Below are 22,317 nucleotides of genomic sequence, written 5' to 3' on the forward strand. Positions count from 1 at the left end.
CTACTGCCCCGCCCTCCTTCGGAGGGTCCCCACGTTGGTCCCCATGAGAACGGGAAAAATAGAGTCGCTTCGCTCCCACTATTTTCCTGATCCGTTCTCATGGGGACCAACGCGGCGGGGCAGAAGCGGACAGCCGATCCGGCTCGCCTTCGGCCTCGCAGAGGGCTCGCCTCCGGCTTCGGAATGCCACGGATTTAATGATCTTGGTAGATGCATTAATCAAAACTTAATGCTGGCGGAGTATCCCGATACGACCCTGCTCAGTCGAACAGACGAAAAAAATCAAGAGAGAAAAAGTATCAGCAGCGCCCCACCAAGATGTGCCAAGCCCCCCACGAAGCCGAAGGCGAGCCCCCGCGAGGCCGAAGGCGAGCCGGACACGCTTTCCCCCTTGGGAGCCAGCCGCCGGAGTGGAGCGGCAAGTGGATCAGAAAAATAGTGGGAGCGAAGCGACTCTATTTTTCCCACTTGCCGCTTCACTCCGGCGGGAACCCTCCGCAGGAGGGCTGGCTCTTGGGGGCCGTTTTCTTTGCTTACTTTCTTTGGCGGGCCAAAGAAAGTGAGCGGCTGCCGGGCCGCCCCCGGCGCTCCCCTCCGACCGGAGAGAGATAGAAATTAAGCCAGGGCGAAGGAAGAAATTCCGTGCAGACTACCCAAGCCCCAGCAACAACCAACCAACAAACAAAAACCAAATCAGGAAACCAGCTTCAAATACCCCTGAGCATCCAAAAACCCCTCAGAAGAAAACGCCACAGCCGGCTGCAGCTTGAAGATCCACTGTTCATAGGGCGCATCATTGACAGCATCAGGCGTCTCGACAAGCGCCTCATTGACCGCCAGCACAACCCCATCAACCGGCGCATGCAGATCAGAAGCCGTCTTGTTGGACTCAACAATCCCCGACTCCTCCCCCCGCACCAAAGAACGCCCAACAGCCGGCATCTCCACATAGACCAGCGGCCCCAACTGCTCCTGCCCAAAATCGGTAATACCGATGGTCAGCGAACCGTCCTCCTCCACCCGCACCCACTCATGGGTCTGGGCATAGACAAGATGATCGGGAATCAGCATCACAGCCTCCTAAAAATAAAGACGAACCTCAAGCCTCAGCCCTGGAACCATCCGCAAACACCGGCTCACCCAGATTGAGCATCAGCCGATTGGCCCAGGCAAAGATCGCCACCGAATGGATCAGATCCAACACCTCCAGCTCCGACAGACCCACGTCATACAACGCCTTGATCTGCGCCGCACCGATCTCACCCGGCGTCTCCGTCAACTCCGCAGAAAACTTCGCCACCGCCTGCTCACGCGCATCCACGCCCGCGCCATACGGCGAATCGAACACCTGCTTCACCGTATCGTTACGCTTGGCCAACTGCTCGAACCGCTGCGCATGCACCGACGCGCAATAGACGCAACCATTGATGCGCGAAACCACCAGCGAGCCCAGCTCACGCTCCGCGCGCGACAAGCCGCCCGGCGCGTACATGATCGCGTTGAAGGCTGCCGACCGCTGGCGCAGGATGTCCGGCTGGTGCGCCAGGAACAGGTAATAGTCCGACGTCTTGGCCTTGGGATGGCTCTCCTCCAGCACCTTCACCTGGTCTTCACTGGCCTGGTCCAGCTGGATCACATCCAGCCACGCATCCCACTCCAGGGTTTCATTGGTAAAGCCGTTGGCCTTGATGATGTCGCTCATGTCGATTCTCCTTACTGAGCCGCCGCAGCACGCATGGCCTTCAGGCCCGCGACCACGCGCAATTGATAGGACACGAAGGCGATCAGCTGCGACAGCGCCACCACCGCAGGGGTGCTGATGCCGGCCGCTGGCAGCTTCTCGATGGCGGCCTTGTCGCCGTCGACCGGGCGCTGCGTCAGCGCACGGGTGAATTCCAGCATGGCGCGCAGGCGCCCCGGGGGCAGCTGCTCAGGCTCACCACTGTCGGCCACGGCCAGTTGCGCGGCCTCGGCCGGTACTGCCTGGGCGCGGCTGCGATAGTGCGCAGCCAGGTCGGTGGCACCGGCCAGGCGGCAGGCGTACAGCGCCACCAGCAGGCGCTCGTCCAGGCCGATGCCTGCCAGCGCAGGATCGAACAGCGTGTCGTAGCTGCCCTGCGAAGCCACCGCCACCTTCTCGCGCTGGTGGCGCAGGCTGTGCAGCGGGCTGCCGGCGTCGAGGCCGGACAGTTGGTCGATGACATCCTTGCTGATGTCGTAGGCGGGGGTACTCATGAAGTCTCCTTGTTGGATGAATGCCTGGTCAGCGCGTCGCGCAGGAAGTGCTGCGCCTGCTGCCAGGAGTCGAGATCGGCGCGGGCATTCGCGGACGGCTCGCCACCACCGGTGCTGATGCGACCGGACACCGGATGGGCATAGGTGGTCTGCGTGGTCGGTACGAACGGGAACAGGATGGAATGGCCGGCATTGGCGTAATTGCGCCAGACCACCGGCCAGGGATGCGCCACCTCGGCCAGCTTGTCGCGCACCATGCCGCAGTAGAGGCTGGAGGGCCAGGAGCCATCGTCGGTGGCCGATAGCAGCAGCACAGGCCCGGCGATCTTCTCCACCGGGATGCGGGCGCGGGCCACCGCCTCCTCGTCCTGCAAGGCGGTCAGCATCGCCAGTTCATGGCGATGCGGTACCGGGCCTTCGTCGAAGGGCGCCCAGCTGGCGCTGCGGTTGTCCTGCCACTGGTGTGGCAGCGGCTCGCCACGCAGCAGCCAGGTCGGGCCTTCGCGGCCCACGGCCGGGTCGGCCGCATTCTGGCCGCTGTGCACCAGCGCGCTGGGCACGTAGGCCAGCACGGCCGATACCTTCTGCGGGAAGGTCGCGCCCAGCAACAGCACCAGTTCGCCACCCCGCGACTGGCCGCTGATGGCCACGAAGTCGTGCAGCGGCTGTACCTCGGCACGCAGCCAGTCCAGGCCACGTTCAAAATATTCCAGCGGCGTGTTGGAGATGTAGTTGGACAGACCCGGCGCCTTGAAGTAAGCCAACGCGAAGGCCGCATAGCCGCGCGAGGCATACAGCGCCGCGCGCGGTTCATTGATGCCGCCACCGGAACCGTTGACGATCATCACCGCCGGGTGTGGCCCGGGCGTGGCCGGCAGGAACAAGCTGCCGACCAGCCCCTCTTCGCGTATCTCGCGCCGGATCACGCCCTCGGCTGCCAGGCGCTGCACCATCTCCGTGCTGGCCGGAGTGCAGCGGGCCAGGCCAGGCTGGTCCAGCGACGACACGGTCAGCGTCGTCACCAGCGGCGCCATCACATCGGAATGGAAGTTGTCGCGGCGCCCGGCCTGCACCGGTTGCTGCGACCACAGCAGGCCCATCGGATCGATGCCGTAGTAGTCGCCATCGATGGCCGGGTTCATGCTCACATCCACGTTGCCATACGCATCGGCGATATAGCAGGCGCTGCTCTGCCACTGGGCGCCATTGCGCAGGGTTACCGATGAAATCCGCACCGGCTCGCCCGGATGCGCGCCACGCACGATGATGCGGCGTGGCACGTCGATCAGGTCGTCGGCCGGGCTGACCTCGATGGAGAAGTTGGGCATGGGCTTACTTCTTGTCCTGGGTCACCATCATGGCGGTGGTGCGGTCGCTGCTGATGGGGGTGACCTTCAGGCCCTTCTTGGCGGCCCAGATGTTCTGGTAGTGGTACAGCGGGATCACGCCCACTTCTTCCGACACCGTCTTGGCGGCGCCACGCAGGATGGCTTCACGCTTGGCAGGATCGAATTCCGCGGTGGAATCGGCCAGGGCCTTGTCCACGGCCGGGCTGCTGTAGTGGTTCCAGTTGGAGGCGCCGATGCCCTTCTTGGGATCGACCGAACCCAGCACGTTGACCAGGGCATAGCTGGCTTCGCCGGTGCCGTTACCCCAGGCCAGGACCGAGACCGCGAACTCGTTCTTGTTGGCACGCGAGGAATACGACGCCCATGGCAACACCTCGACCTGGGTCTTGATGCCGATGCGGGTCCAGAACTGGGCCACCGCCTGCATGGTTTCCGGCGCTTGCGGATAACGGTCGTTGGGGACGTGGATGGTCAGCTTGAAACCGTCCGGGAAACCGGCCTCGGCCAGCAGCTTCTTGGCCTCGGCGGCGTCGAAGGGGATGTTCTTGATCTCCGGGTTGTAGCCGAAGGTGTCGGCCGGCATCCACTGGTTGGCCTCGGTGGCGGCGCCCTGCAGGATGCGGTCGATCACGGCCTTGCGGTTGATCGCCAGCGACATGGCGCGGCGCACGCGTACGTCCAGCAGCGGGTTCTTGTCCAGCTGCTTGCCGTTGTTGTCGGTGATGAAGGGGCTGGGGCCTTCGTGGAAGCTCGGCTGGATCAGCAGCACGCGCAGGCCGTTGTAGGGATAGACCTTGACGTTGGGCGACTGCTTCAGCTTGGCCAGGTCGGACACCGAGACCTTGTCGATCACGTCCACGTCACCGGACAGCAGCGCCGCGGTGCGGGCCGCGCCGTTGTTGATGTAGCGGTAGTTGACCTTTTCCCACAGGGCCTTGCCGTTCCAGTAGTCGTCATTGCGCTGCATGACCACGCGATCGCCCGGCGTGTAGGAGACGAACTTGTAGGGACCGGTCCCCACCACGGCCGCGCCACTGTTGTAGTTCTCGGTGGTGGACTTCTCGCCCACGTGCTTGCTGACGATGTGCACCGAGGCCAGGTTCAGCGGCAGGTCGGGGTTGGGGATGTTGGTCTTGATGACCAGGGTCAGCGGGTCCTTGGCGGTGACCGATTCCACCGTGCGCAGGTAGCCGGCGAAGGTCGCCACGCTGCCCGGTACGGCGCGGGCGCGCTGGTAGGAGAAGATCACATCGTCAGCGGTGAAGGGCTTGCCGTCCTGCCACTTGACGTTGGGGCGCAGCTTGAATTCCCAGGTCTTGGGGTCGATGTTCTTCCAGCTCACGGCCAGGCCGGGGACCAGCTTGTTGTAGTCGTTCTGGACCAGCAGGTCCCAGAAATGCAGGTCCACCGAGCGGTCGCCGGCGTGGTTGTTCAACTGCGGGTCCAGCGACGACAGCGGGTCGGCAAAGGCGATGTTGAGGTTCTGCGCACGCGCGGCATCGGCAGCGGTGGCCAGGGCCACGCCGGTCAGGGCAACGGCCAGCAGGCGGGTCAGGAGGGTCTTCTTCATGGTCGGGTTCCTCTGTGTGGTCATGGTGGAGGCACTACGGAATTTCCAAGTTCTTGACTGCTCGGTACTAGATTTTTTGTATCTCTTTCAGCGGCCATCGTTGAGATGGCAGGCACTCATATGCCCCGGTGCGATCTCGCGCAGGAGCGGTTGTTCTTCACGGCAGCGCGCCATCGCATGCGGGCAGCGCGGATTGAAATGGCAGCCCGTGGGTGGATTGAGCGGACTGGGAATCTCGCCCTTGATGGCGGTGAACTCCTTCTTGCGTGCTGCCATGCGCGGCACCTCGGCCAGCAGGGCCTGCGTGTAGGGATGGTTGGGCTGGCCGAACAGCTCGCCCACCGGCGCACTCTCCACCACGCGGCCCAGGTACATGATGACCACGCGGTCGGAGACATGCTCCACCACGCCCAGGTCATGGCTGATGAAGAGATAGGTCAGGCCTAGTTCTTCGCGCAGGTCCATGAACAGGTTCAGGATCTGTGCCTGGATCGACACGTCCAGCGCCGCCACGGCCTCGTCACAGACCAGCATCTGCGGCTGCACTGCCAGGGCGCGGGCGATGCCGATGCGCTGGCGCTGGCCGCCGGAGAACTGGTGCGGGTAGCGGTCGCGCAGGGCCGGATCGAGGCCGGCACGCAGCAGCTGGCGGCAGACGTACTCATCCAGGTCACCCTCGACCTTGCCGTTGACTTGCGCGGCCTCGCCCACGATCTGGTCGATGCGCAGGCGCGGGTTCAGGCTGGCGTAGGGGTTCTGGAAGATCATCTGCACCTGCAGGCGGGCTTCGGCTTCTTCCTTGCTGGTGAGCGTGGAACGCTCGCGGCCGTTGATCAGCACCTGTCCGTCCGAAGGATCGAGCAGGCCACAGGCCACGCGGCCCAGCGTGGACTTGCCGCAACCGGATTCGCCGACCAGCCCGACCACTTCGCCGGGCAAGACTTTCAGATCGACCTGATCGAGGGCATGCGTGACGGCCGGTGGACGACTCCAGCCGCGTGCCTGCAACTGGCGCTCCAGCCAGCCCTGGCGACGCTCGCCGAAGCGACGGCTGACGGCGCGGGTTTCGATCAGGGGGATGACGGCCTTATCCATGTTGCGCATTGCCCTGTGGGCTGGTAGTGGGGTGATAGCAACGTACGCGGTGGCCCGGCAGCGGTTCGCTGATCCCGGGGGCTTCCAGGCAGTGCTGGCTGACGCGCTCGCAGCGCGCCGCGAAGGCACAGGTGGGGGGCAGGTGCAGCAGATTGGGCGTCATACCGGGAATCTGGCGCAAGCGCGCACCGCGCCGGTTGTTGCTGGGCAGGCTGCCGATCAGGCCCTGGGTATAGGGGTGCAGCGGCGCATCGAGCACCGCATCCACACTGCCCTGCTCGACAATACGTCCGGCATACATCACCGCCACTTCATCGGCCAGGCCCGCCACCACCGACAGGTCGTGGGTGATCCAGATCAGCGCCGTGCCATGCTGGCGCGCCAGTTTCTGTACTTCGGACAGTATCTGCGCCTGGATGGTCACATCCAGCGCGGTGGTCGGCTCATCGGCAATGATCAGGTCGGGCTTGTGCAGCATGGCAATGGCAATGGCCACGCGCTGGCGCATGCCACCCGAGAGCTGGTGCGGATAGGCCTGCAGCCGTTCCTCGGGGCTGGCGATACCCATCATGCCCAGGGTGTCGCGGGCCAGTTCACGGGCCTGCTGGCGGCTCACCTTGCTGTGCGCGAGCACGGCATCGACCATCTGCGCCTCGACCTTGAGCACCGGGTTCAGGGTCATCATCGGATCCTGGAAGATCATGGCGATGCGGTTGCCCTGCAGCTCGCGCAGGGAGGTCTTGTCCATGCGCACCAGGTCGCGTCCCTGGAACAGTATCTCGCCGCCGACAATGCGGCCCGGGGCATCGACCATGCCGAGGATGGAAAAACCGGTCACGCTCTTGCCCGAGCCCGATTCACCCACCAGCCCGAGGATGCGGCCACGACCGACCGACAGCGAGACATCATCGACCGCCGGCAGCACACCATCGGGCGTGAAGAAATGGGTGCGCAGATGGCGCACTTCCAGCGTGAGGGCGCTCATTTCTGCCACCTTGGATTGAGGATGTCGCGCAGGCGGTCGCCCACCAGGTTGATGGCGACGATCACGACCAACAGCGTGATGCCGGGATAGAAGCTGATCCAGTATTCGCCCGAGAGCATGTATTGGTAACCGTTGGAGATGAGCAGGCCCAGCGAGGGCTCGGTAATGGGTACGCCCAGGCCGAGGAAGGACAGCGTGGCTTCCAGCGTGATGGCACGGGCCACCTGCAGGGTGCCGATGACGATCAGCGGCGGCAGGCAGTTGGGCAGGATGTGGCGCACCATGATGCGCCAGGAGGACAGGTTCAGTCCGCGTGCCGCCTCCACGTATTCCTTGCGCCGTTCCACCAGCGCCTGGCCCCGGGCGGTGCGGGCATAGTAGGCCCACTCCAGCACCACCAGCGTGGCCATGACGTTGAAGATGCCCTTGCCAACGTAAGCCAGGATCAGCATCGCCACCAGAATCGACGGGAACGACAGCACCAGGTCGGCAAAACGCATCAGCACCGTGTCCACCTTGCCCCCGGCGTAGGCGGCCAGCAGGCCGACGAGCGTGCCGATCACGCCGGCGATCAGCGCCGAGCCCACACCGATGCCCACGCTGATGCGCAGGCCGTAGAGGATGGCCGAGACCAGGTCACGGCCCTGGCCATCGGTTCCCAGCCAGTAGGTATAGGTCCCCAGGCCGTTGATGGTGCCGGGATGCAGGCGCGCATCGAGCACGTCCAGCTGCATCAGGTCATAGGGGTTCTGCGGCGTGATCCAGGGCGCGGCGATGGCACCCACGATCAAGAGCAGCACGATCACCAGGCCCAGCACGGCCGAGCGCGAGGCCACGAAGTGGCGCAGCACGCGGCGCCAGGGCGACTCGCGGCGCGGGGCCTGGAAGGCCGACAGCTCGGCCACGCGGGCGCGCACCTGCTCCTGGGTCATCGGGGTCATTTCGGTTGGCGGCACGCTCATGCCTTGGCCTCCACCCGCACGCGCGGGTCCAGTATCTTGTAGAGCACGTCGACCACCAGGTTGATGGTGACGAACATGCAGACGATCACCATCAGGTAGGCCACGATCACGGGCCGGTCCAGGGCATTGATGCTGTCGAGGATCAGCTTGCCCGCACCGGGCCAGGCGAAGATGCTCTCGGTCACCACTGCGAAGGCGATGGTGGAGCCAAATTCCAGGCCGACCACGGTCACCAGCGGGATCAGGGTATTACGCAGCACATACATCAGCACCACCCGCGCCGGGGACAGCCCCTTGGCACGGGCGAACTTGACGAAGTCCATCGGCAGCACCTCGCGCACGTTGGCGCGGGTCAGGCGGATCACCAGCGAAATCTTGAACAGCGACAGGTTGATGGCCGGCAGGATCATGTGGCGCCAGCCGTCCGCCGTCAGCCACGACCATTGCACCCCGAAGAGTTCGGCGGTCTGGCCGCGCCCGCCCGAAGGCAGCCAGCCCAGCGTGACCGAAAAGGCCATGATGAGCATCAGGCCAATCCAGAAGGTGGGCAGCGAAAAACCGAGAATACTGGTGGTCATCACCAGGCGCGAGAGTGGATGGTCGGGCTTCATGCCTGCGAACAGACCCAGCGGCACCCCCACCAGCAGCGCCAGGAACAGCGCCGCGAAAGCCAGTTCCAGCGTGGCCGGCAAGCGCTGGAAGATCAGCAGGATGGCCGGGGTGTTGTAGACGAAACTGTTGCCCAGGTTGCCGTGCAGGGCGCCATTGAGGAAGGCCAGGTACTGGCGCCAGACCGGCTGGTCCAGCCCCAGCTCCTGGATGATGCGCAGGCGGTCCACCTGGTCGACGTCCTGGCCGATCAGGATATCGACCGGATTGCCGATCATGTGCAGGCCGAAGAAGACGATCACCGTCATCAACAGCACCACCATCAGCGCCTGCAGCACGCTCTTTGCAATGGCGACCGTCATGCGGGCAGCTCCCAGGGGGATTCGGTCCACTCGTCGCCTTCCAGTTCCGGCTCTTCATAGGACTGGATATTGCGGTAGTGGTACTCGACATCTTCGCTGTACATCAGCGCGGCGATGCCTTGTGCCAGGCGATAGGCACCGTCGCTGATGGCCGGGATGTCGCCGGACACGGTGCCATGGCTGGCGGCGGCCGGGTAGCAGAAGCAGTGGATGCGCTCCAGCCCCGGCAGGCTGCCCGGGGTCTTCTGCTGGAACTCGAAGACCGGACCCAGGTAGGGGGAATCAGCCAGTTCCTGGTCTTCTTCACCGGCCGGCGGGGTATAGCGGTCGCTCCAGTTGAGGATGTGCGGGGCGATGTCCCTGAATTCGGTGCGCAGGCTCCAGTCGATCTTGAAACCGGTGGAGAAGAACAGGAAATCCAGCTCCAGCGGCCCGCGATTGGTCTGCAGCAGCAGCGTGCCATCCTGCTTGACCTCGACCGCCTCGATGGCCGTCCCCAGCAGGAAACGGGCATTGGCAAAGCGTGAAACGCGACGGGTGCTGCCCGAAGGGGGTGGCACCTGCTGGGCATTGACGTAATGGCGGATGCGCCACTTCCAGGCATCCGGCAGATGCAGGTGGCCGTTGACCAGGCCGGGACTGCCCGACCCCTTGCCCTTGTTGATGCGCGGCAGGTCCTTGCGGCGGATCAGCAGATCGACTCGCGCCGCGCCCTCTTCCAGGGCGGTGGCCGCGCTGTCCATGGCCGAGGCACCGCCACCGATGACACCCACGCGCTTGCCCTTGAGGCTGGCGTAGTCCAACAGGTCGGACGAATGCGCCCAGCGGTCGCGCGGCAATTGCTGCACCAGCGGCGGCAGGTAGGCACCGCCCAGACCATCGCGGCCGGTGGCCACCACCACGCGGCGCGCCAGCACGGTGGACTCGCCCGCAGGCGACTGCAGCTTCAATGCCACGATGCCATCGGCACGCGGCTGCACGGCCAGCACGCGGTGCTCGTTGCGGATATCCAGTTGCATCACGCGGCGGAACCAGCGCAGGTAATCCATCCACTGCAGGCGCGGAATCTTGTCCAGCGCGTCCCAGGCGGCCAGACCGAACTGGGCCTCGAACCAAGCACGGAAGGTCAGCGCCGGAAAGCCCAGCGCCGGACCGGTCAGGGTCTTGGGCGAGCGCAGGGTTTCCATGCGCGCCGTGGTGGCCCAGGGGCCTTCGAAGTCCTTGGGGGACTGATCGTAGATGACATTGGCGATACCCAGGTGCGACAACGCCACCGAGGCGGCCATGCCGGCTTGGCCACCGCCGATGATGGCCACGTCGATCACGGGCTGACCATCGCGCTGCAGGGTCGGGGTCCACGACTTGCCGGGCAGCGCCAGCCATTCCAGGTCCTGGCGCAGACGCGCCTCCAGGGCGGCCAGTCCGGCCGGGCTGGGGGCGCTCGATGTTGTCGCTTGGGTATTGTCCATATCGCCTCGTCAAAAGCATGAAAAGACGTCGCCGGCACGGTAGTTTGCCGTCGATCGTCTCGTTTCGGGTTCTTGTGATGCGGCACCCTTCCCGGTTGACGCCGCTGTTGGGAGGCTGTGCCGACTTCAGCCACCTACCGTTCGACCTGAGTAGGCCCTTTCAAGGCCGTATCGAAGGCGTACCTGCGTGGCGCCTTCGAGACGCGGCCATGCCGCTACTCAGGTCGAACGGTGAGTGGCGGCACACAATATCTGCCCCAGCCTCTTTGTTACTTGTTACTTACTTCGCTGCTACACACTACAAAATCATTTACAGCAATTCATCGTGCAGGCTGGCGTCACGCTTGACGAAGCCCTGCAGGGTGTGGCGTGCGGCCTGCTCCACCGCATCGATCAGGCTCTGGGTCATGCCCTCGACCGGCTTGCCATAGGGCGTGACCACACCAAAGTAAAAAGGGATGTCCACCGCCAGCCGCTTGACCACCATCCCCTCGATGGGCATGCCATAGGCCGTGGCCGGCTCCACCAGCGCCACCCCCAGCCCGGCGCGGGCGGCCATGATGGCGTTGAAGGAGGTGTTGGTATCGATGGCCACGTCCAGCTGGCTGTCTTCGCCCAGGGCGCTCTCCACGCGTTGGCGCAGGCGGTAGCGATTGGACATGGTGATGACGCGCTGCCCGCGCAGGGCGGCGCGGGTCAGCTTGTCGCGCCCGGCCAGGGGATGGTCGGCGCGCACCACCGCCACGCAGGGCGCCTCGCCGATCCAGTGCAGGTCCAGCCCGCGATGAGCCACCGGCAAGGACGTCAGCCCCAGGCTCACGGTACGGTGCAGGACGGCATGCACCACCTGCTCGGCCGATGCGCTGCGCAGATGGACGTGTTCGGGAAAGGCACGCCCCTTGTCGCTGGCCAGCAACTGCAGGGCGGCCGGAGCAATGGTCGAGGCCAGCGCGGGAGTCGCTACCAGGTGCAGGGGATGGACTTCTTCCCGGGCGATTTCCTGGGCACGTTCGCGGATGCTACGCAGGCCCACCAGCGAGCGCTCCACTTCTTCATAGAGCAGGAAAGCCTTGGCGGTAGGTGTTACCCGCGGACCGTTGCGGTCGAACAGGGCATAGCCCAGCTCGGCCTCCAGATCACCGACGGCCTTGCTGACGGCCGGCTGCGAACGCCCCAGGCTGCGACCGGCGCCGGTCACACTACCCAGGGTCATTACCGCCGCAAATGCCTCCAGCTGGTTCAGGTCCATCGAAATCGCTTTCCTTGATCAAAGTGCTTGCATATGATTTTCGAATTATAGGTTTGTCTGTATTCTATTTCAGTATAATAATTTTGTATAAGCAAATGCATGCCGGCGTTGCTTGACCTGGAATTCGAGGGAATCAGGGCCGCCGCTGGCGCCATTGCGCTTGCTGCCACGGCATTGCCGCCAGGAAAAACCGTAAAGCGTATATACAAATACCTTCAAAGTCCTTTTCCCGGCGTGGCCAGGCGCGCTAACGTATGACCCATGACGTATGGATACGATGTGCCGGCCGCACGGCTGGATCAACCCCGAGCTTCCGATTATTCCGATTAGTCCGACCACGCCCACATGAACGCCCCTGCCCCCTGTCGCCCGCCGGCCGATCTGCAATTCCCCATCTACCTTGACTATGGCGCGACCACGCCGGTCGATCCGCAGGTGGCGCGGGTGATGTGCGATTTCCTCACCGAAAAGTTCGGCAATGCCGCCAGCAGCTCCCATCCCTTCGGCTGGGAGGCGCGGCGCGCCGTGGATCATGCGCGGGCGCAAGTGGCTGCTCTGGTGGGTGCGCAGGCCAATGAAATCATCTGGACCTCCGGTGCCACCGAATCCAACAACCTGGCCCTGAAGGGGTGCGCCCATACCCTGCGCGCACGTGGACGCGGCAAGCACCTGATCACCGTGGCGACCGAGCACAAGGCCGTGCTCGATACCATGCACACCCTGGAGAAGGCCGGCTTCGAGGTCAGCTATCTGCAGCCTGGCGCCGATGGCCTGATCACCCCGGAGCAGTTCCGCGCCGCCCTGCGCGACGATACGCTGCTGGCCTCGGTCATGTACGTCAACAACGAGATCGGCGTGATCCAGCCCATCGCCGAACTGGGTCGCCTCTGCGCCGAACGCGGCGTGGTATTCCACGTCGATGCGGTGCAGGCCGCCGGCAAGATCGCCATCGACCTGGCGCAGCTGCCGGTGGACCTGATGTCCTTCTCCGCGCACAAGGTGTATGGCCCCAAGGGCATAGGCGCGCTCTACGTGCGCACCAATCCGGACCTGAAGCTGGAAGCCCAGATCGATGGCGGTGGTCATGAAAACGGCATGCGTTCGGGCACCCTGGCCACGCACCAGATCGTCGGCATGGGCGAAGCCTTCGCCCTGGCCGGCCAGTTGCTGCAGGAAGAAGGCCGTCGCATTCGCGCCCTGCGCAATCGGCTGTGGGCCGGGCTGGCGGATCTGCCCGGCGTGCAGCTCAATGGCAGCGCCGAGCAGCGCGTACCCCACAACCTGAACGTGAGCTTCCCGCCCACCCGCTATGGCACGCTGGCCAGCCAGTTGCTGGGCATCGCGGTATCGGCCGGTTCGGCCTGCAACTCGGCTGCCTCCGCACCTTCTTTCGTGTTGCTGGCCATCGGCCGTTCGCCGGAAGTGGCACGCAATGCGGTGCGCTTCTCACTGGGACGCGGCACCACCGAAGCGGAGATCGATTACGTGGTCGCCGCCGTGCGGCAGGTGCTGGCCTGCGAGCTTGCCGCGGCGCTGCCGGCCTGACGCGGCCCGGCCTGACGTGGCACTGGCGCGCTTGCCTCCCTCTTCCCCGACCTGCCTCTCGCGTATCGCTCCAGGCCTGAGATCGCTCCCGGCCTGAGCTTTCGCGCTCCATACGGATCACTCACGATCAACGCCATCGCGCCCAGACGGCCAACGACGGGGGCGTTTCCATTTTCACAAGCACGCACACGGATTCGATTTTTAGGACTTTTCTCATTGACCGGGGAGGTGAGCACTTTTACCTTGCATCCGGCATTCCGATGACATGTCCAAGAAACAGAATCCATGCCCACCCAGCCCCCTCCTCGTCTCCACCAGATCATCACCACGCACCTGCCGGCCCTGCCGGGCGAGTGCGTGGACGGCGGCGGTGCGCGGGTGGGCCAGACCATCTATGCCGGCCTGGGCAGCGCGGGTCATCGCTGGTATTGCCTGGACCTGTCCCTTCCCGGCCATCACTGGGAACGCTGCGCCGATTTCCCCGGGCCGCCACCGCGCTGCGCAGTCGTCATTGCCGCTGGCGATGCAGTCTACGTGTTCGGCGGCTTCGGCAAGGCATCACCGGCTGCCGTCACTACGCAATTCGACACGGCCTACCGCTACCTGCACGCCAGCGACCGCTGGGAGCAATTGAACACGGTCTTGCCGGTGGGCTTGAGTGGCGCCGCTGCTATCGCAGTCAATGCAAGCACCCTGCTGTTCTTCGGTGGCTACCATCGGGAGCAGTTCGATGCTTTCCACCGCGACCTGGAAACGGCCGAAGAAAGGGACCGCGAGGGCATCACCGTGCGCTATATGAGCCGGCCCATCGCCAGATTCAACTGGAACGCCGAGACCTGGGCCCTGAACCTGCTCACCATGACCTGGCACAGCATGGGAACCCAGCCCCACCACGGTCACTGCAAGGCAGCTGTGGTCCGCGATGGCGCCAATTTCTATCTGCTGGGCGGTGAAGTCAAACCCGGCCTGAATGCCAGCACGATCAAGCATGGCCGGCTGGGCCCTGCCGGCGTGCAGTGGCAAGCGTCGCACGCGGTGCCGGTCAACGACGGCTTCGGTGGCTGCTTCGGCGGTCGCATCGGGAACATGACCGTGGTCGCCGGCGGAACGCACTTTGCCGGCGCCTGGGAACGCTACGCCCGCGGCGACTATTTCGCCCATGAAGGACTGCGCAGGAAATGGCTGGCCAACATCTTCGTCCTCCAGGACCGGCAGTGGAATTATCTGGACAGCCTGCCCTGCCCCCGTGCCAACGGCATCAGCATCGAAGTCGGCGACGGCCTGGTCCTCATCGGCGGCGATGGTGATGAAGGGCGGCCCTGCCTGGATACGCTGTGGCTGCGGGATCGACTCATCATGCGTTGATCGTCCGGTCGATCTGCCACCACTGACACTACTGTGCGCTTAGCTTCACCTTCCTCAAGAATTCCGGGTCGATGCCGCTGAGCTGTTTGGTGCGGGCCGCCACACGCCCCTCTGCATCCAGCAGGATGAGGTCAGTGCTGTGATTGAAATCCCCATTGGGCAGGGCCCGGTACTGCAATCCCAATATCGCCGCCAGTTTGCGCGTGGTGGCGACGTCGCTGCGGGCCAGGGTCCAGCGGGGCGAATCAATCTCGCGCTGGCCGGCGGTACGCTTGAGGACAGCCACCGTGTCGCGCACGGGATCGATGGTGATCAGCAGCACGCTGAGCCTGGCACGCTCCGGCGCCGTGAGTCCTGCCTCCGTATTACGCAGCGCCTCCACCAGCAATGGGCAAACGAATTCACACGAGGTGTAGAACATGCCGACCAGCATCGGCTGGCCGCGCCTTTGCGCCAGGCTGAACGGTCTGCCATCCTGATCGGTAAAGCGGGCATCGAGCTGGTACACCGAATCACCGGGCAAGGCCGCTGCGACTGTCCCCGGCGGACGTGAAGAGGCTGGCGCGGAATGATCCTCCGGGGCTGCGGCCATCACTGTGCCGCCGGTGAGCGCACCAACAATGAATGCCATGGTCGCCAGTAGTGCTGGCAATGCTGGGATTTTCATGACTTCTCCTTGGATGCAATCGGGCGTACACAGCGAAAGCCCAGGCTACTGGTGCTGTCGGCGGCGCCCAGGGACGACAGCAGTGCGATACGCATCAGCACGGCATAGTTGTCGCGTTGCTGCAGGTTGATGGCGCCGGCGCCGCAAAACTGGAGCTTGTCGGGGTCATCAGCCGAGCGGCTATCAGGGCTGACCAGCAAGGCGTTGAAGTCGTCCACCCATTCCCAGATCAGACCATGCATGTCGCGTACACCATAGAAATTGGCCTCGCCTCCCACGTCGCCAGGCCCGCCGCCGACCGGGCGGGCATACCAGTTGAGGATGCGGGCGCGCCACGCCGGATCGGCGCGGGCATCGTGGCGACTGGCATCGGCGGCGGCCACGTATTCCCATTCCTGCCAGGTCGGCAGGCGCGCGCCCTCGGCTTCGCAATAGGCCTGCGCCGCGAACCAGCTGACGTTGACGACCGGCCGCGCGCTGGCAGCGCCCTCCATCGGGTGCTCCGGCGTGGCCCAGTCCTTCAGGTAGCCACCGTCGACAAACGCTCGGACCGCCTGTCCACGCTGCCACTGCGGGTGCGCGATCACGAAGGCGCGAAACGCGTCTTGGCTTACCGGCAGGATGCGCATGTCGAAGGCGGTCACCGGGACCGGCCCGCGGTCGGCGTCACCGGCCAGTACGCTGACCAGCGTGCCGGCCGACACCCGCACATAATCGTCCCCCTGAGCATGGGCCTGCCCCGGCATGCCGAACTGAGCCAGCAGGGCGGCCGCTACGATGACGCGGATCATCTCGCGCCCCCTCGCACTGATCACGGAATGGCTCAATGGTCGGCCTTGGCAGCCTCGGCGGGCTTGCTGGCACGCAGCTTCCTGACCTCCTCGGTGGAAACGCGCCCACCGGGATTACCCCATTCATTGGCCACGTAGGTCAGGATGTTGGCAATCTCGTCGTCATTGAGCTGGTTCATCGGCGGCATGACCGAATCGTACGCAGTGCCATTGACCACCACCTTGCCGCTGAGCCCGTGCAGCACGGCCTTGATGGCGCGATCATAGCCGCCGGTGAGATAGTCGGACTTGGCCAGCGGTGGGAACACGCCCGGCAAGCCTGCACCATTGCTCTGGTGGCACACCGAGCAGGTACCTGCGAACAGGGCTTTGCCGGCCTGCACCTGATCCTGCAGCGTCAGCTTGCCGCTTGCGGCGTTGGCGGTGGCCGTGGTCACGGCGGCCAGATTGGGCTGGGCACGGTCGCCCAGGTAGACCGAGTCCAGTTCCTTGCCGGAATAGATGGCCTTGTTCTCCGCGCCATTGACCTTGAGGATGGCCAAGGCGCCCTTGTTGAAGGCCCGGAAGATGGAGTGATCGACCAGCACGTAGCTGCCCGGCACCTTGGTACGGAACTCGACGATGGCGGCGCCGCCGGCCGGAATCAGCGTGGTCTGCACATTCTTCTGCGCCAGCGAGCCGCCTTCGAACTGCACCTTGTCGAAGATGGCACCGATCACGTGGAAACTGGATACCAGGTTGGGACCACCGTTGCCGACGAACAGACGCACGGTTTCATTGACCTTGGCGGTGATGGCCTTGTCGCCGGTGAGCGCACCTTCGGCACCGTTGAAGAGCACGTAGGTCGGACGTTCGTCGATCGCCTTTTCCATGTCGAACGGCTGCACGCCCTTCTCGCGATACTTGCCGGTAGTGTAAAAGTCGCCCTGCATGACGTAATACTCGCGGTCGACCTTGCTCAAGCCCTGCGGAGGCTCGACCAGGATCAGACCGTACATGCCATTGGCTACGTGCATGCCCACCGGCGCGGTGGCGCAGTGATAGACATAGAGGCCTTCGTTGAGGGCCTTGAAACTGAACTGCGACGCGTGACCCGGCGCGGTGAAGCTGGAGGCGGCACCCCCACCGGGTCCGGTCACGCCGTGCAGGTCGATGTTGTGCGGCATCTTGCTGTCGGGATGGTTCTTGAGATGGAACTCCACCGTATCGCCCTGGCGCACGCGGATGAAGCTGCCGGGCACGGTGCCGCCGAAGGTCCAGAAGGTATAGGAGACGCCTTCGGAAATCTGCATTTCCTTCTCCACCACTTCCAGATCGACGATCACCTTGGCCGGGTAATTACGGTTGGTGGGTGGCGGCACTTCCGGTGGGCTGGTGAGCACAGCACGGATGGGTGCACCCTGCGGCGGCCCGAAGTCGCCGGTCTTGCCAGACTTGCCGACCTGGACCGGCTTGGCCGCAACCGGAGTCGCTGGGGTCGCTGGGGTCGCGGTCGTAGCCGGCAGCGTGACGGCGAGGCCCAGTACCAATAATGCGGGGATGAGCGCTTTCCTGATATTCAATCTCACGACGTTCTCCTTGGTGAGGCGTCGAGGGTCGGCGCCTATAAACATTCATTAGGAATGAATCTTTATGTTAAGAACGCGCAACCGAGATTGGATTGAGGCAGGTCAAACGGTATCAGCAGTGACCCCATGGTGCCGGTAGCGCCAGGCCCATGCTGAGGCCAGCATCGTCAGTGCAAACGAGGTAATGGCAATTGCGTTGAGCGAAGCGCCCGAGGCAAGCAGATCGGCGTGCCACCATCCGCCGCCACAACGCAACAGCAAGGAGGCATGCATGACCATCAGCGGCCCATAGAACCACGGGCCATACAACACCTTCACGCGGGCAACCGCCGGCAGGATGACCGGTGCATGCGCCATCACCATGCTCCAGATGAAACCCAGTCCGAGTGCATGCAACGCGACATCGCGTAGCGGCAGGCCCGCGTCGGGATGCACACCCCACTCCAGCCCGAGGCCGATCCACCCAAGACCCGACACCATCAGCCAGCCATAGCCGCTCAACAGACACACGGCCATGTAACGACTCAGGCCCCGCGACCGCACAGTCCGTCGGGCGACATCGAAGCAGCAGAGCCACCCTGCCAACGTCAGCAGCGCGATGCCGAAAAGCAGCAGTCCGATACGCAGATCGACCAGTGCCGTGACCAGCGCCGCCAGCAGGTACAGCAGGGCCGACAGCAAGAGCGGGCGCGATACCGGGTGCCTGGGCAAAAGGCGCGACATCTCCAGACGTTCCGCCGTGATGGTCAGCACCACGAAGGCGAACCACCAAAGCAGTGCGACGTTGACGTCGCGTTGCGATGCCTGCACCACGTTCCCGCCAAGCCATGCCAGGGCAGCCATCAACATCAGCATCGTATGCGTGGCCGGCTGGCGCGCCAGCAACAGCGCGCTGACCGCCACGAAGCACAGCGACGCCGCGCCGCCCAGAGCAGTTATCCAGGGGAAGGCCTGCTGGCCCTCGGTCGCCAGGAGCAGCAGGCCCTGCGCCACGCAACACAACGGAGCGAGATATGCCCACCGAAGACGTACCGCCACCGCACGCTCGATGGCGATGACGCTCCCCAGAAAGACCGGCAGCATCAGTACGGCATGCAAGCCGGCGCTTTGCCCGATCAGCTGACTGCCGTAAGGCAAAGGGGGCAGCGAACCGGCCCGCAACAGCCCGCCCAATACCGCGCACACCAGCATGCCGACCAGGGCGATGGCAACGCTGAAGCGCGCAATCACGACCGCGGAGGGCATCTCACCACCCCATGAGATGACGTGCCTTGGCGCTCATCCGGGCCGGCTCCCAGGGCGGCTCCCAGACCAGCTGGATATCCAGCCCATGGCCGGCGGGGAGTACCTTGCGCATCTCTGTGCGGGCATCATCGAGCACGACCTCCGACAAAGGACAGGCCGGGCTGGTCATCGTCAGCTCGACATGCGCCACACCATCGGCCACGCGCACACTGTAGATCAGTCCGACATCGACGATGGACAGCGCCAGCTCGGGGTCTATCACGCGTGTCAGGGCCTGCTGTATCGGGCCTTGCAGTGCGTGCGGACCGTCGTAAGGGAATGGAGCGGAAACATCGGTGATGGCAGCCATGGCAAGCGAAAAAGGTGACGCCGGACAGCGGCCCTCAGGCCGCACGCACCGGCGGGAGTTGAAGGAGCTGGAGCAATACGTTGCGGTTGCGTGTGATGTCGGCCAGGGTGTATTCATCCAGCACGGCATAGAAGGCCTGGGCCGCCTTCTGCAGCGCCGCCTTGAGCCGGCAGGCATCGACGATCACGCAATGATCCGGATGCGGACCGAAGCACTCTGCCGGAACGGCCGGCCCTTCGGTGGCACGTACGACCTGGCCGATCACGATCCCGGCCGGCGGCACCGCCAGGCTCATTCCACCGCCCTTGCCCCTGATGGTGGCCAGCCAGCCCTGCTGCGCGAGGAAATGCACGACCTTGGTCAAATGGCTTTCGGAAATGGCGAAGGTGGTGGCAATCTCGGCGATGGTGGCGCGCCGCTCCGGTTGCGTGGCCAGGTACATCAGCACGCGCAGGCTGTAGTCGGTGAACTGGGTCAGTTTCATGGGCAATGCTCCTGATGATGTCTCAAGCTTTTTTCAAGGGGACCGCCGCAGCGCTCCTGGCAGCATGACGGCCGGGCCGACGCAGCAGGCCGATGGCGTAGCATGCCAGCATCAGCCCACCTGCGGCAAAGACGATGTCACCTGGCACACGCAGCCAGACCAGTGTTTCCATGACTCTGGAATGCAGCACCTCGGGTGAGCGTGCAAACCACATGCCGCGGTCGATGCTGGCCCAGGCCTGGTAGATGCCGGCCGGCAGCAAGGACATGAAGACCATCATTGCCAGGCCGATGTTCAGGCACAGATAGGCGGGCTTGAGCCACCCATCGGCATGCCGCTCCCGTGCATACAGGCCACGCAGGCAGAACAGCATGAGCCCGATGCCCAGCATGCCGTAGACACCGAACAGGGCGGCGTGGCCATGTGCCGGGGTCATGTTCAGGCCTTGCACGTAGTACAGCGAGGCTGGCGGATTGATGGCGAAACCGAGCACGCCGGCGCCTACGGTATTCCAGAAACCGACCGCCACGAAACACAGGATGGGCCACTTGTAGGCGCGCATCCAGGCGGCCCCCTGGGCGCGCCGATAGGTCTGTACCGCCTCCAGGCCAATCATGGCCAGCGGCACGACCTCAAGTGCGGAAAACACCGCGCCCACGGCGATCACCGAGGTCGGCGTACCGGTGAAGTACAGGTGATGCAGGGTCCCCAGGATGCCGCCGAACAGGAAGACAATGGTCTCGGCAACGATGGCGCGGTTGGCGCTGGCGGTCTGCACCAGGCCCAGACGGGTGAAGATCAGGGCGACCACCGCGGTAGCGAATACCTCGAAGAAACCCTCCACCCAGAGGTGGACCAGCCACCAGCGCCAGTATTCGATCATCGAGTAATGGGTATGCTGGCCCCACATCAGGGAACTGGCGTAGAAACCGCCGATGCAGGTAGCCGACAGGAACACCATGGCGATCAGGCCGCGGCTTTCGGAGGGCGTCTTCAAGGCCGGCCACAGCGCGCGTCCCAGCAGCAGGAGCCAGAACAGCAGACCGACGAACAACAGGATCTGCCAGACCCGGCCCATGCTGGTGTACTCCAGGCCCTGGTTGCCGATCCAGAAGCTGAAGTCGACCCCGGCGTGCTGCAGGCTGCCGATCCAGCCGGTAGCGGTCGAGCCGACCACGATGGCGATCAGCGCCCAGAACAGCACATCGACACCAAGTTTCTGGAATCGCGGCTCCCGCCCCGACAGCAAGGGCGCGATATACAGGCCCGTGGCCAGCCAGGCCGTGGCGATCCAGAAGATGCCGACCTGTGTGTGGACCGTGCGACTGACAACATAAGGCAGCAGTTGCGCCAGCGGGATGCCGAAGAAGGCTTCGCCTTCCACCGCATAGTGGGCCGTGATGGCGCCCATGCCGATCTGCAGCAGGAGCAGGCCGATGACGGCAAAGAAATATTTGCGCGTGGCCTTCATGGACGGCGTGGCCACCACATCGAGGAAGGGATCGACCTTGGGCAACACGCTCTGCTCTGCGTGCTTCTGGCCACCATGGAACCACACCATGGCAGCAATCCCGGCAATGAGCAGTACGATGCTGGCCATGGACCACATGGCGGCGGACACACTCATCTTGTTGCCCACCAGCGGTTCATGCGGCCAGTTGCTGGTATAGGAAAGACCGGTTTGACCAGGCCGGTCGGTCGCAGCAGCCCAGGAAGACAAGAAAAAGAACGCGCCCAGCGCCCGGCGATCGTTGGCCTCGGGCAGACTGCCAGCCACCATGGCGTATTGTTCGCGCAGCGGCTGCAGCGCCGGGTCGCTGCCGAACAGGCCCTCGTAATGCGCCGCCGTGGCCTGGATGGCCTGTGCCCGCTGGCGGGAGACGGTCAGTACCTGGGTGGCCGCATCGTAGCCGTTATGGCGCATTTCATCGCGCACTGCTGCATCAAGGGCAGCTGTGGATGAAGACGTCGGAGATGATGTAGAAGCTGCCTGCGTGCCGACAAGCCCTGCGCCGCGCTGCTCAAGCAATATTTCCCGCAGCGCCAGCGCTTCACGATGCAGCCAGTCAGCCGACCAGTCCGGCGCGACGTAGGCACCATGGCCCCAGACGGTACCGATCTGCTGGCCACCGGCCGACAGCCAGGCCTGTTGCCCGGCCTGGATTTGCTCGCCCGTGTAGAGCAGCTCGCCCTCGGACGACATCACGGTCTTGGGAATGGGCGGCGCCTGCAGATGGATCTGGTAGCCGAGAAAACCCAGTATCCCGAACGACAGGACAAAGATAAGCCCCAGCCAACGCCAGAGCCTGTGGACTGATTTCATGCGCCTCCTCCATAAGGTTCATTTCAAATGAATCTATGGTAGGAGCCGCCCCGCCCGTCAACCTTGCGGCATATCAAACAAATCCGCTCGCAGCG

General features: G+C 64.3%; 20 protein-coding genes. 2 read left to right on the forward strand and 18 right to left on the reverse strand.

What is annotated here, in order from left to right; translation table 11 throughout:
• Positions 1-693: 693 nt before the first annotated feature.
• The 11 genes from gcvH to HWE04_RS06045 all read right to left on the reverse strand — a co-directional run bounded on the left by gcvH (position 694) and on the right by HWE04_RS06045 (position 11,885).
• The gene (gene gcvH / locus HWE04_RS05995) at positions 694-1,071 is read right to left on the reverse strand and encodes a glycine cleavage system protein GcvH (protein ID WP_077235039.1); all 378 of its coding nucleotides are present in this window, start codon (positions 1,069-1,071) and stop codon (positions 694-696) included.
• 28 nt (positions 1,072-1,099) lie between these two features.
• A complete protein-coding gene (locus tag HWE04_RS06000) occupies positions 1,100-1,702 on the reverse strand; it encodes a peroxidase-related enzyme (RefSeq protein ID WP_241811853.1) in 603 nt (200 codons plus the stop codon).
• An 11-nt stretch (positions 1,703-1,713) separates the two neighbouring features.
• Positions 1,714-2,235 carry a CMD domain protein gene (locus HWE04_RS06005; RefSeq protein WP_241811854.1) on the reverse strand — a complete coding sequence of 174 codons (522 nt, stop codon included), beginning with the start codon at positions 2,233-2,235 and terminating at the stop codon, positions 1,714-1,716.
• Positions 2,232-3,563 carry an acyl-CoA thioester hydrolase/BAAT C-terminal domain-containing protein gene (locus HWE04_RS06010; RefSeq protein ID WP_241811855.1) on the reverse strand — a complete coding sequence of 444 codons (1,332 nt, stop codon included), beginning with the start codon at positions 3,561-3,563 and terminating at the stop codon, positions 2,232-2,234. The genes HWE04_RS06005 and HWE04_RS06010 overlap by 4 nt, the downstream gene beginning before the upstream one ends.
• A gap of 4 nt (positions 3,564-3,567) precedes the next feature.
• Positions 3,568-5,154, reverse strand: a complete 1,587-nt coding sequence (locus HWE04_RS06015; RefSeq protein WP_241811857.1) for an ABC transporter substrate-binding protein — start codon at positions 5,152-5,154, stop codon at positions 3,568-3,570.
• An 87-nt stretch (positions 5,155-5,241) separates the two neighbouring features.
• Entirely contained in the window at positions 5,242-6,249 is a 1,008-nt protein-coding gene (locus tag HWE04_RS06020; protein ID WP_241811858.1) for an ABC transporter ATP-binding protein, read from the reverse strand.
• Positions 6,242-7,234, reverse strand: a complete 993-nt coding sequence (locus tag HWE04_RS06025) for an ABC transporter ATP-binding protein (RefSeq protein WP_241811859.1) — start codon at positions 7,232-7,234, stop codon at positions 6,242-6,244. Before HWE04_RS06025 ends, HWE04_RS06020 begins: the two co-directional genes overlap by 8 nt.
• Positions 7,231-8,175, reverse strand: coding sequence for an ABC transporter permease (locus HWE04_RS06030; protein WP_411910015.1), 945 nt, complete (start codon positions 8,173-8,175; stop codon positions 7,231-7,233). Before HWE04_RS06030 ends, HWE04_RS06025 begins: the two co-directional genes overlap by 4 nt.
• 17 nt (positions 8,176-8,192) lie before the next feature.
• Positions 8,193-9,167, reverse strand: coding sequence for an ABC transporter permease (locus HWE04_RS06035; protein WP_006462491.1), 975 nt, complete (start codon positions 9,165-9,167; stop codon positions 8,193-8,195).
• Positions 9,164-10,636 carry an NAD(P)-binding domain-containing protein gene (locus HWE04_RS06040; protein WP_241811860.1) on the reverse strand — a complete coding sequence of 491 codons (1,473 nt, stop codon included), beginning with the start codon at positions 10,634-10,636 and terminating at the stop codon, positions 9,164-9,166. Before HWE04_RS06040 ends, HWE04_RS06035 begins: the two co-directional genes overlap by 4 nt.
• Before the next feature lie 310 nt (positions 10,637-10,946).
• Positions 10,947-11,885 (reverse strand): LysR family transcriptional regulator, encoded by a 939-nt coding sequence (locus HWE04_RS06045; RefSeq protein WP_077235030.1) that lies wholly within the window; start codon positions 11,883-11,885, stop codon positions 10,947-10,949.
• 345 nt (positions 11,886-12,230) lie between these two features.
• Between HWE04_RS06045 and HWE04_RS06050 the strand changes: the two genes are divergently transcribed.
• On the forward strand, positions 12,231-13,430 hold the full coding sequence (locus HWE04_RS06050) for an aminotransferase class V-fold PLP-dependent enzyme (RefSeq protein WP_241811861.1): 1,200 nt from the start codon (positions 12,231-12,233) through the stop codon (positions 13,428-13,430).
• A 285-nt stretch (positions 13,431-13,715) separates the two neighbouring features.
• Entirely contained in the window at positions 13,716-14,795 is a 1,080-nt protein-coding gene (locus HWE04_RS06055) for a YjhT family mutarotase (RefSeq protein WP_241811862.1), read from the forward strand.
• A gap of 28 nt (positions 14,796-14,823) precedes the next feature.
• Here the strand turns inward: HWE04_RS06055 and HWE04_RS06060 are convergent, their stop codons facing one another.
• The 7 genes from HWE04_RS06060 to HWE04_RS06090 all read right to left on the reverse strand — a co-directional run bounded on the left by HWE04_RS06060 (position 14,824) and on the right by HWE04_RS06090 (position 22,222).
• Positions 14,824-15,462, reverse strand: a complete 639-nt coding sequence (locus HWE04_RS06060) for an SCO family protein (RefSeq protein WP_241811863.1) — start codon at positions 15,460-15,462, stop codon at positions 14,824-14,826.
• Positions 15,459-16,253 (reverse strand): formylglycine-generating enzyme family protein, encoded by a 795-nt coding sequence (locus tag HWE04_RS06065; protein WP_241812065.1) that lies wholly within the window; start codon positions 16,251-16,253, stop codon positions 15,459-15,461. The genes HWE04_RS06060 and HWE04_RS06065 overlap by 4 nt, the downstream gene beginning before the upstream one ends.
• 32 nt (positions 16,254-16,285) lie before the next feature.
• A complete protein-coding gene (nirK, locus tag HWE04_RS06070) occupies positions 16,286-17,782 on the reverse strand; it encodes a copper-containing nitrite reductase (protein WP_446719215.1) in 1,497 nt (498 codons plus the stop codon).
• A 141-nt stretch (positions 17,783-17,923) separates the two neighbouring features.
• Complete coding sequence (locus tag HWE04_RS06075) at positions 17,924-19,066, reverse strand: hypothetical protein (RefSeq protein WP_241811866.1); 1,143 nt, start codon at positions 19,064-19,066, stop codon at positions 17,924-17,926.
• A 1-nt stretch (position 19,067) separates the two neighbouring features.
• Positions 19,068-19,415: a metal-sulfur cluster assembly factor gene (locus HWE04_RS06080; RefSeq protein ID WP_006462482.1), complete on the reverse strand. Its 348-nt coding sequence runs from the start codon at positions 19,413-19,415 to the stop codon at positions 19,068-19,070.
• A 34-nt stretch (positions 19,416-19,449) separates the two neighbouring features.
• Positions 19,450-19,899, reverse strand: a complete 450-nt coding sequence (locus tag HWE04_RS06085) for an RrF2 family transcriptional regulator (RefSeq protein ID WP_006462481.1) — start codon at positions 19,897-19,899, stop codon at positions 19,450-19,452.
• A gap of 22 nt (positions 19,900-19,921) precedes the next feature.
• The gene (locus HWE04_RS06090) at positions 19,922-22,222 is read right to left on the reverse strand and encodes a nitric-oxide reductase large subunit (RefSeq protein ID WP_241811867.1); all 2,301 of its coding nucleotides are present in this window, start codon (positions 22,220-22,222) and stop codon (positions 19,922-19,924) included.
• Positions 22,223-22,317 lie beyond the last annotated feature (95 nt).

The organism is Herbaspirillum sp. C7C2 (genome assembly GCF_022627865.1).
Taxonomy (GTDB): domain Bacteria; phylum Pseudomonadota; class Gammaproteobacteria; order Burkholderiales; family Burkholderiaceae_D; genus Herbaspirillum; species Herbaspirillum frisingense.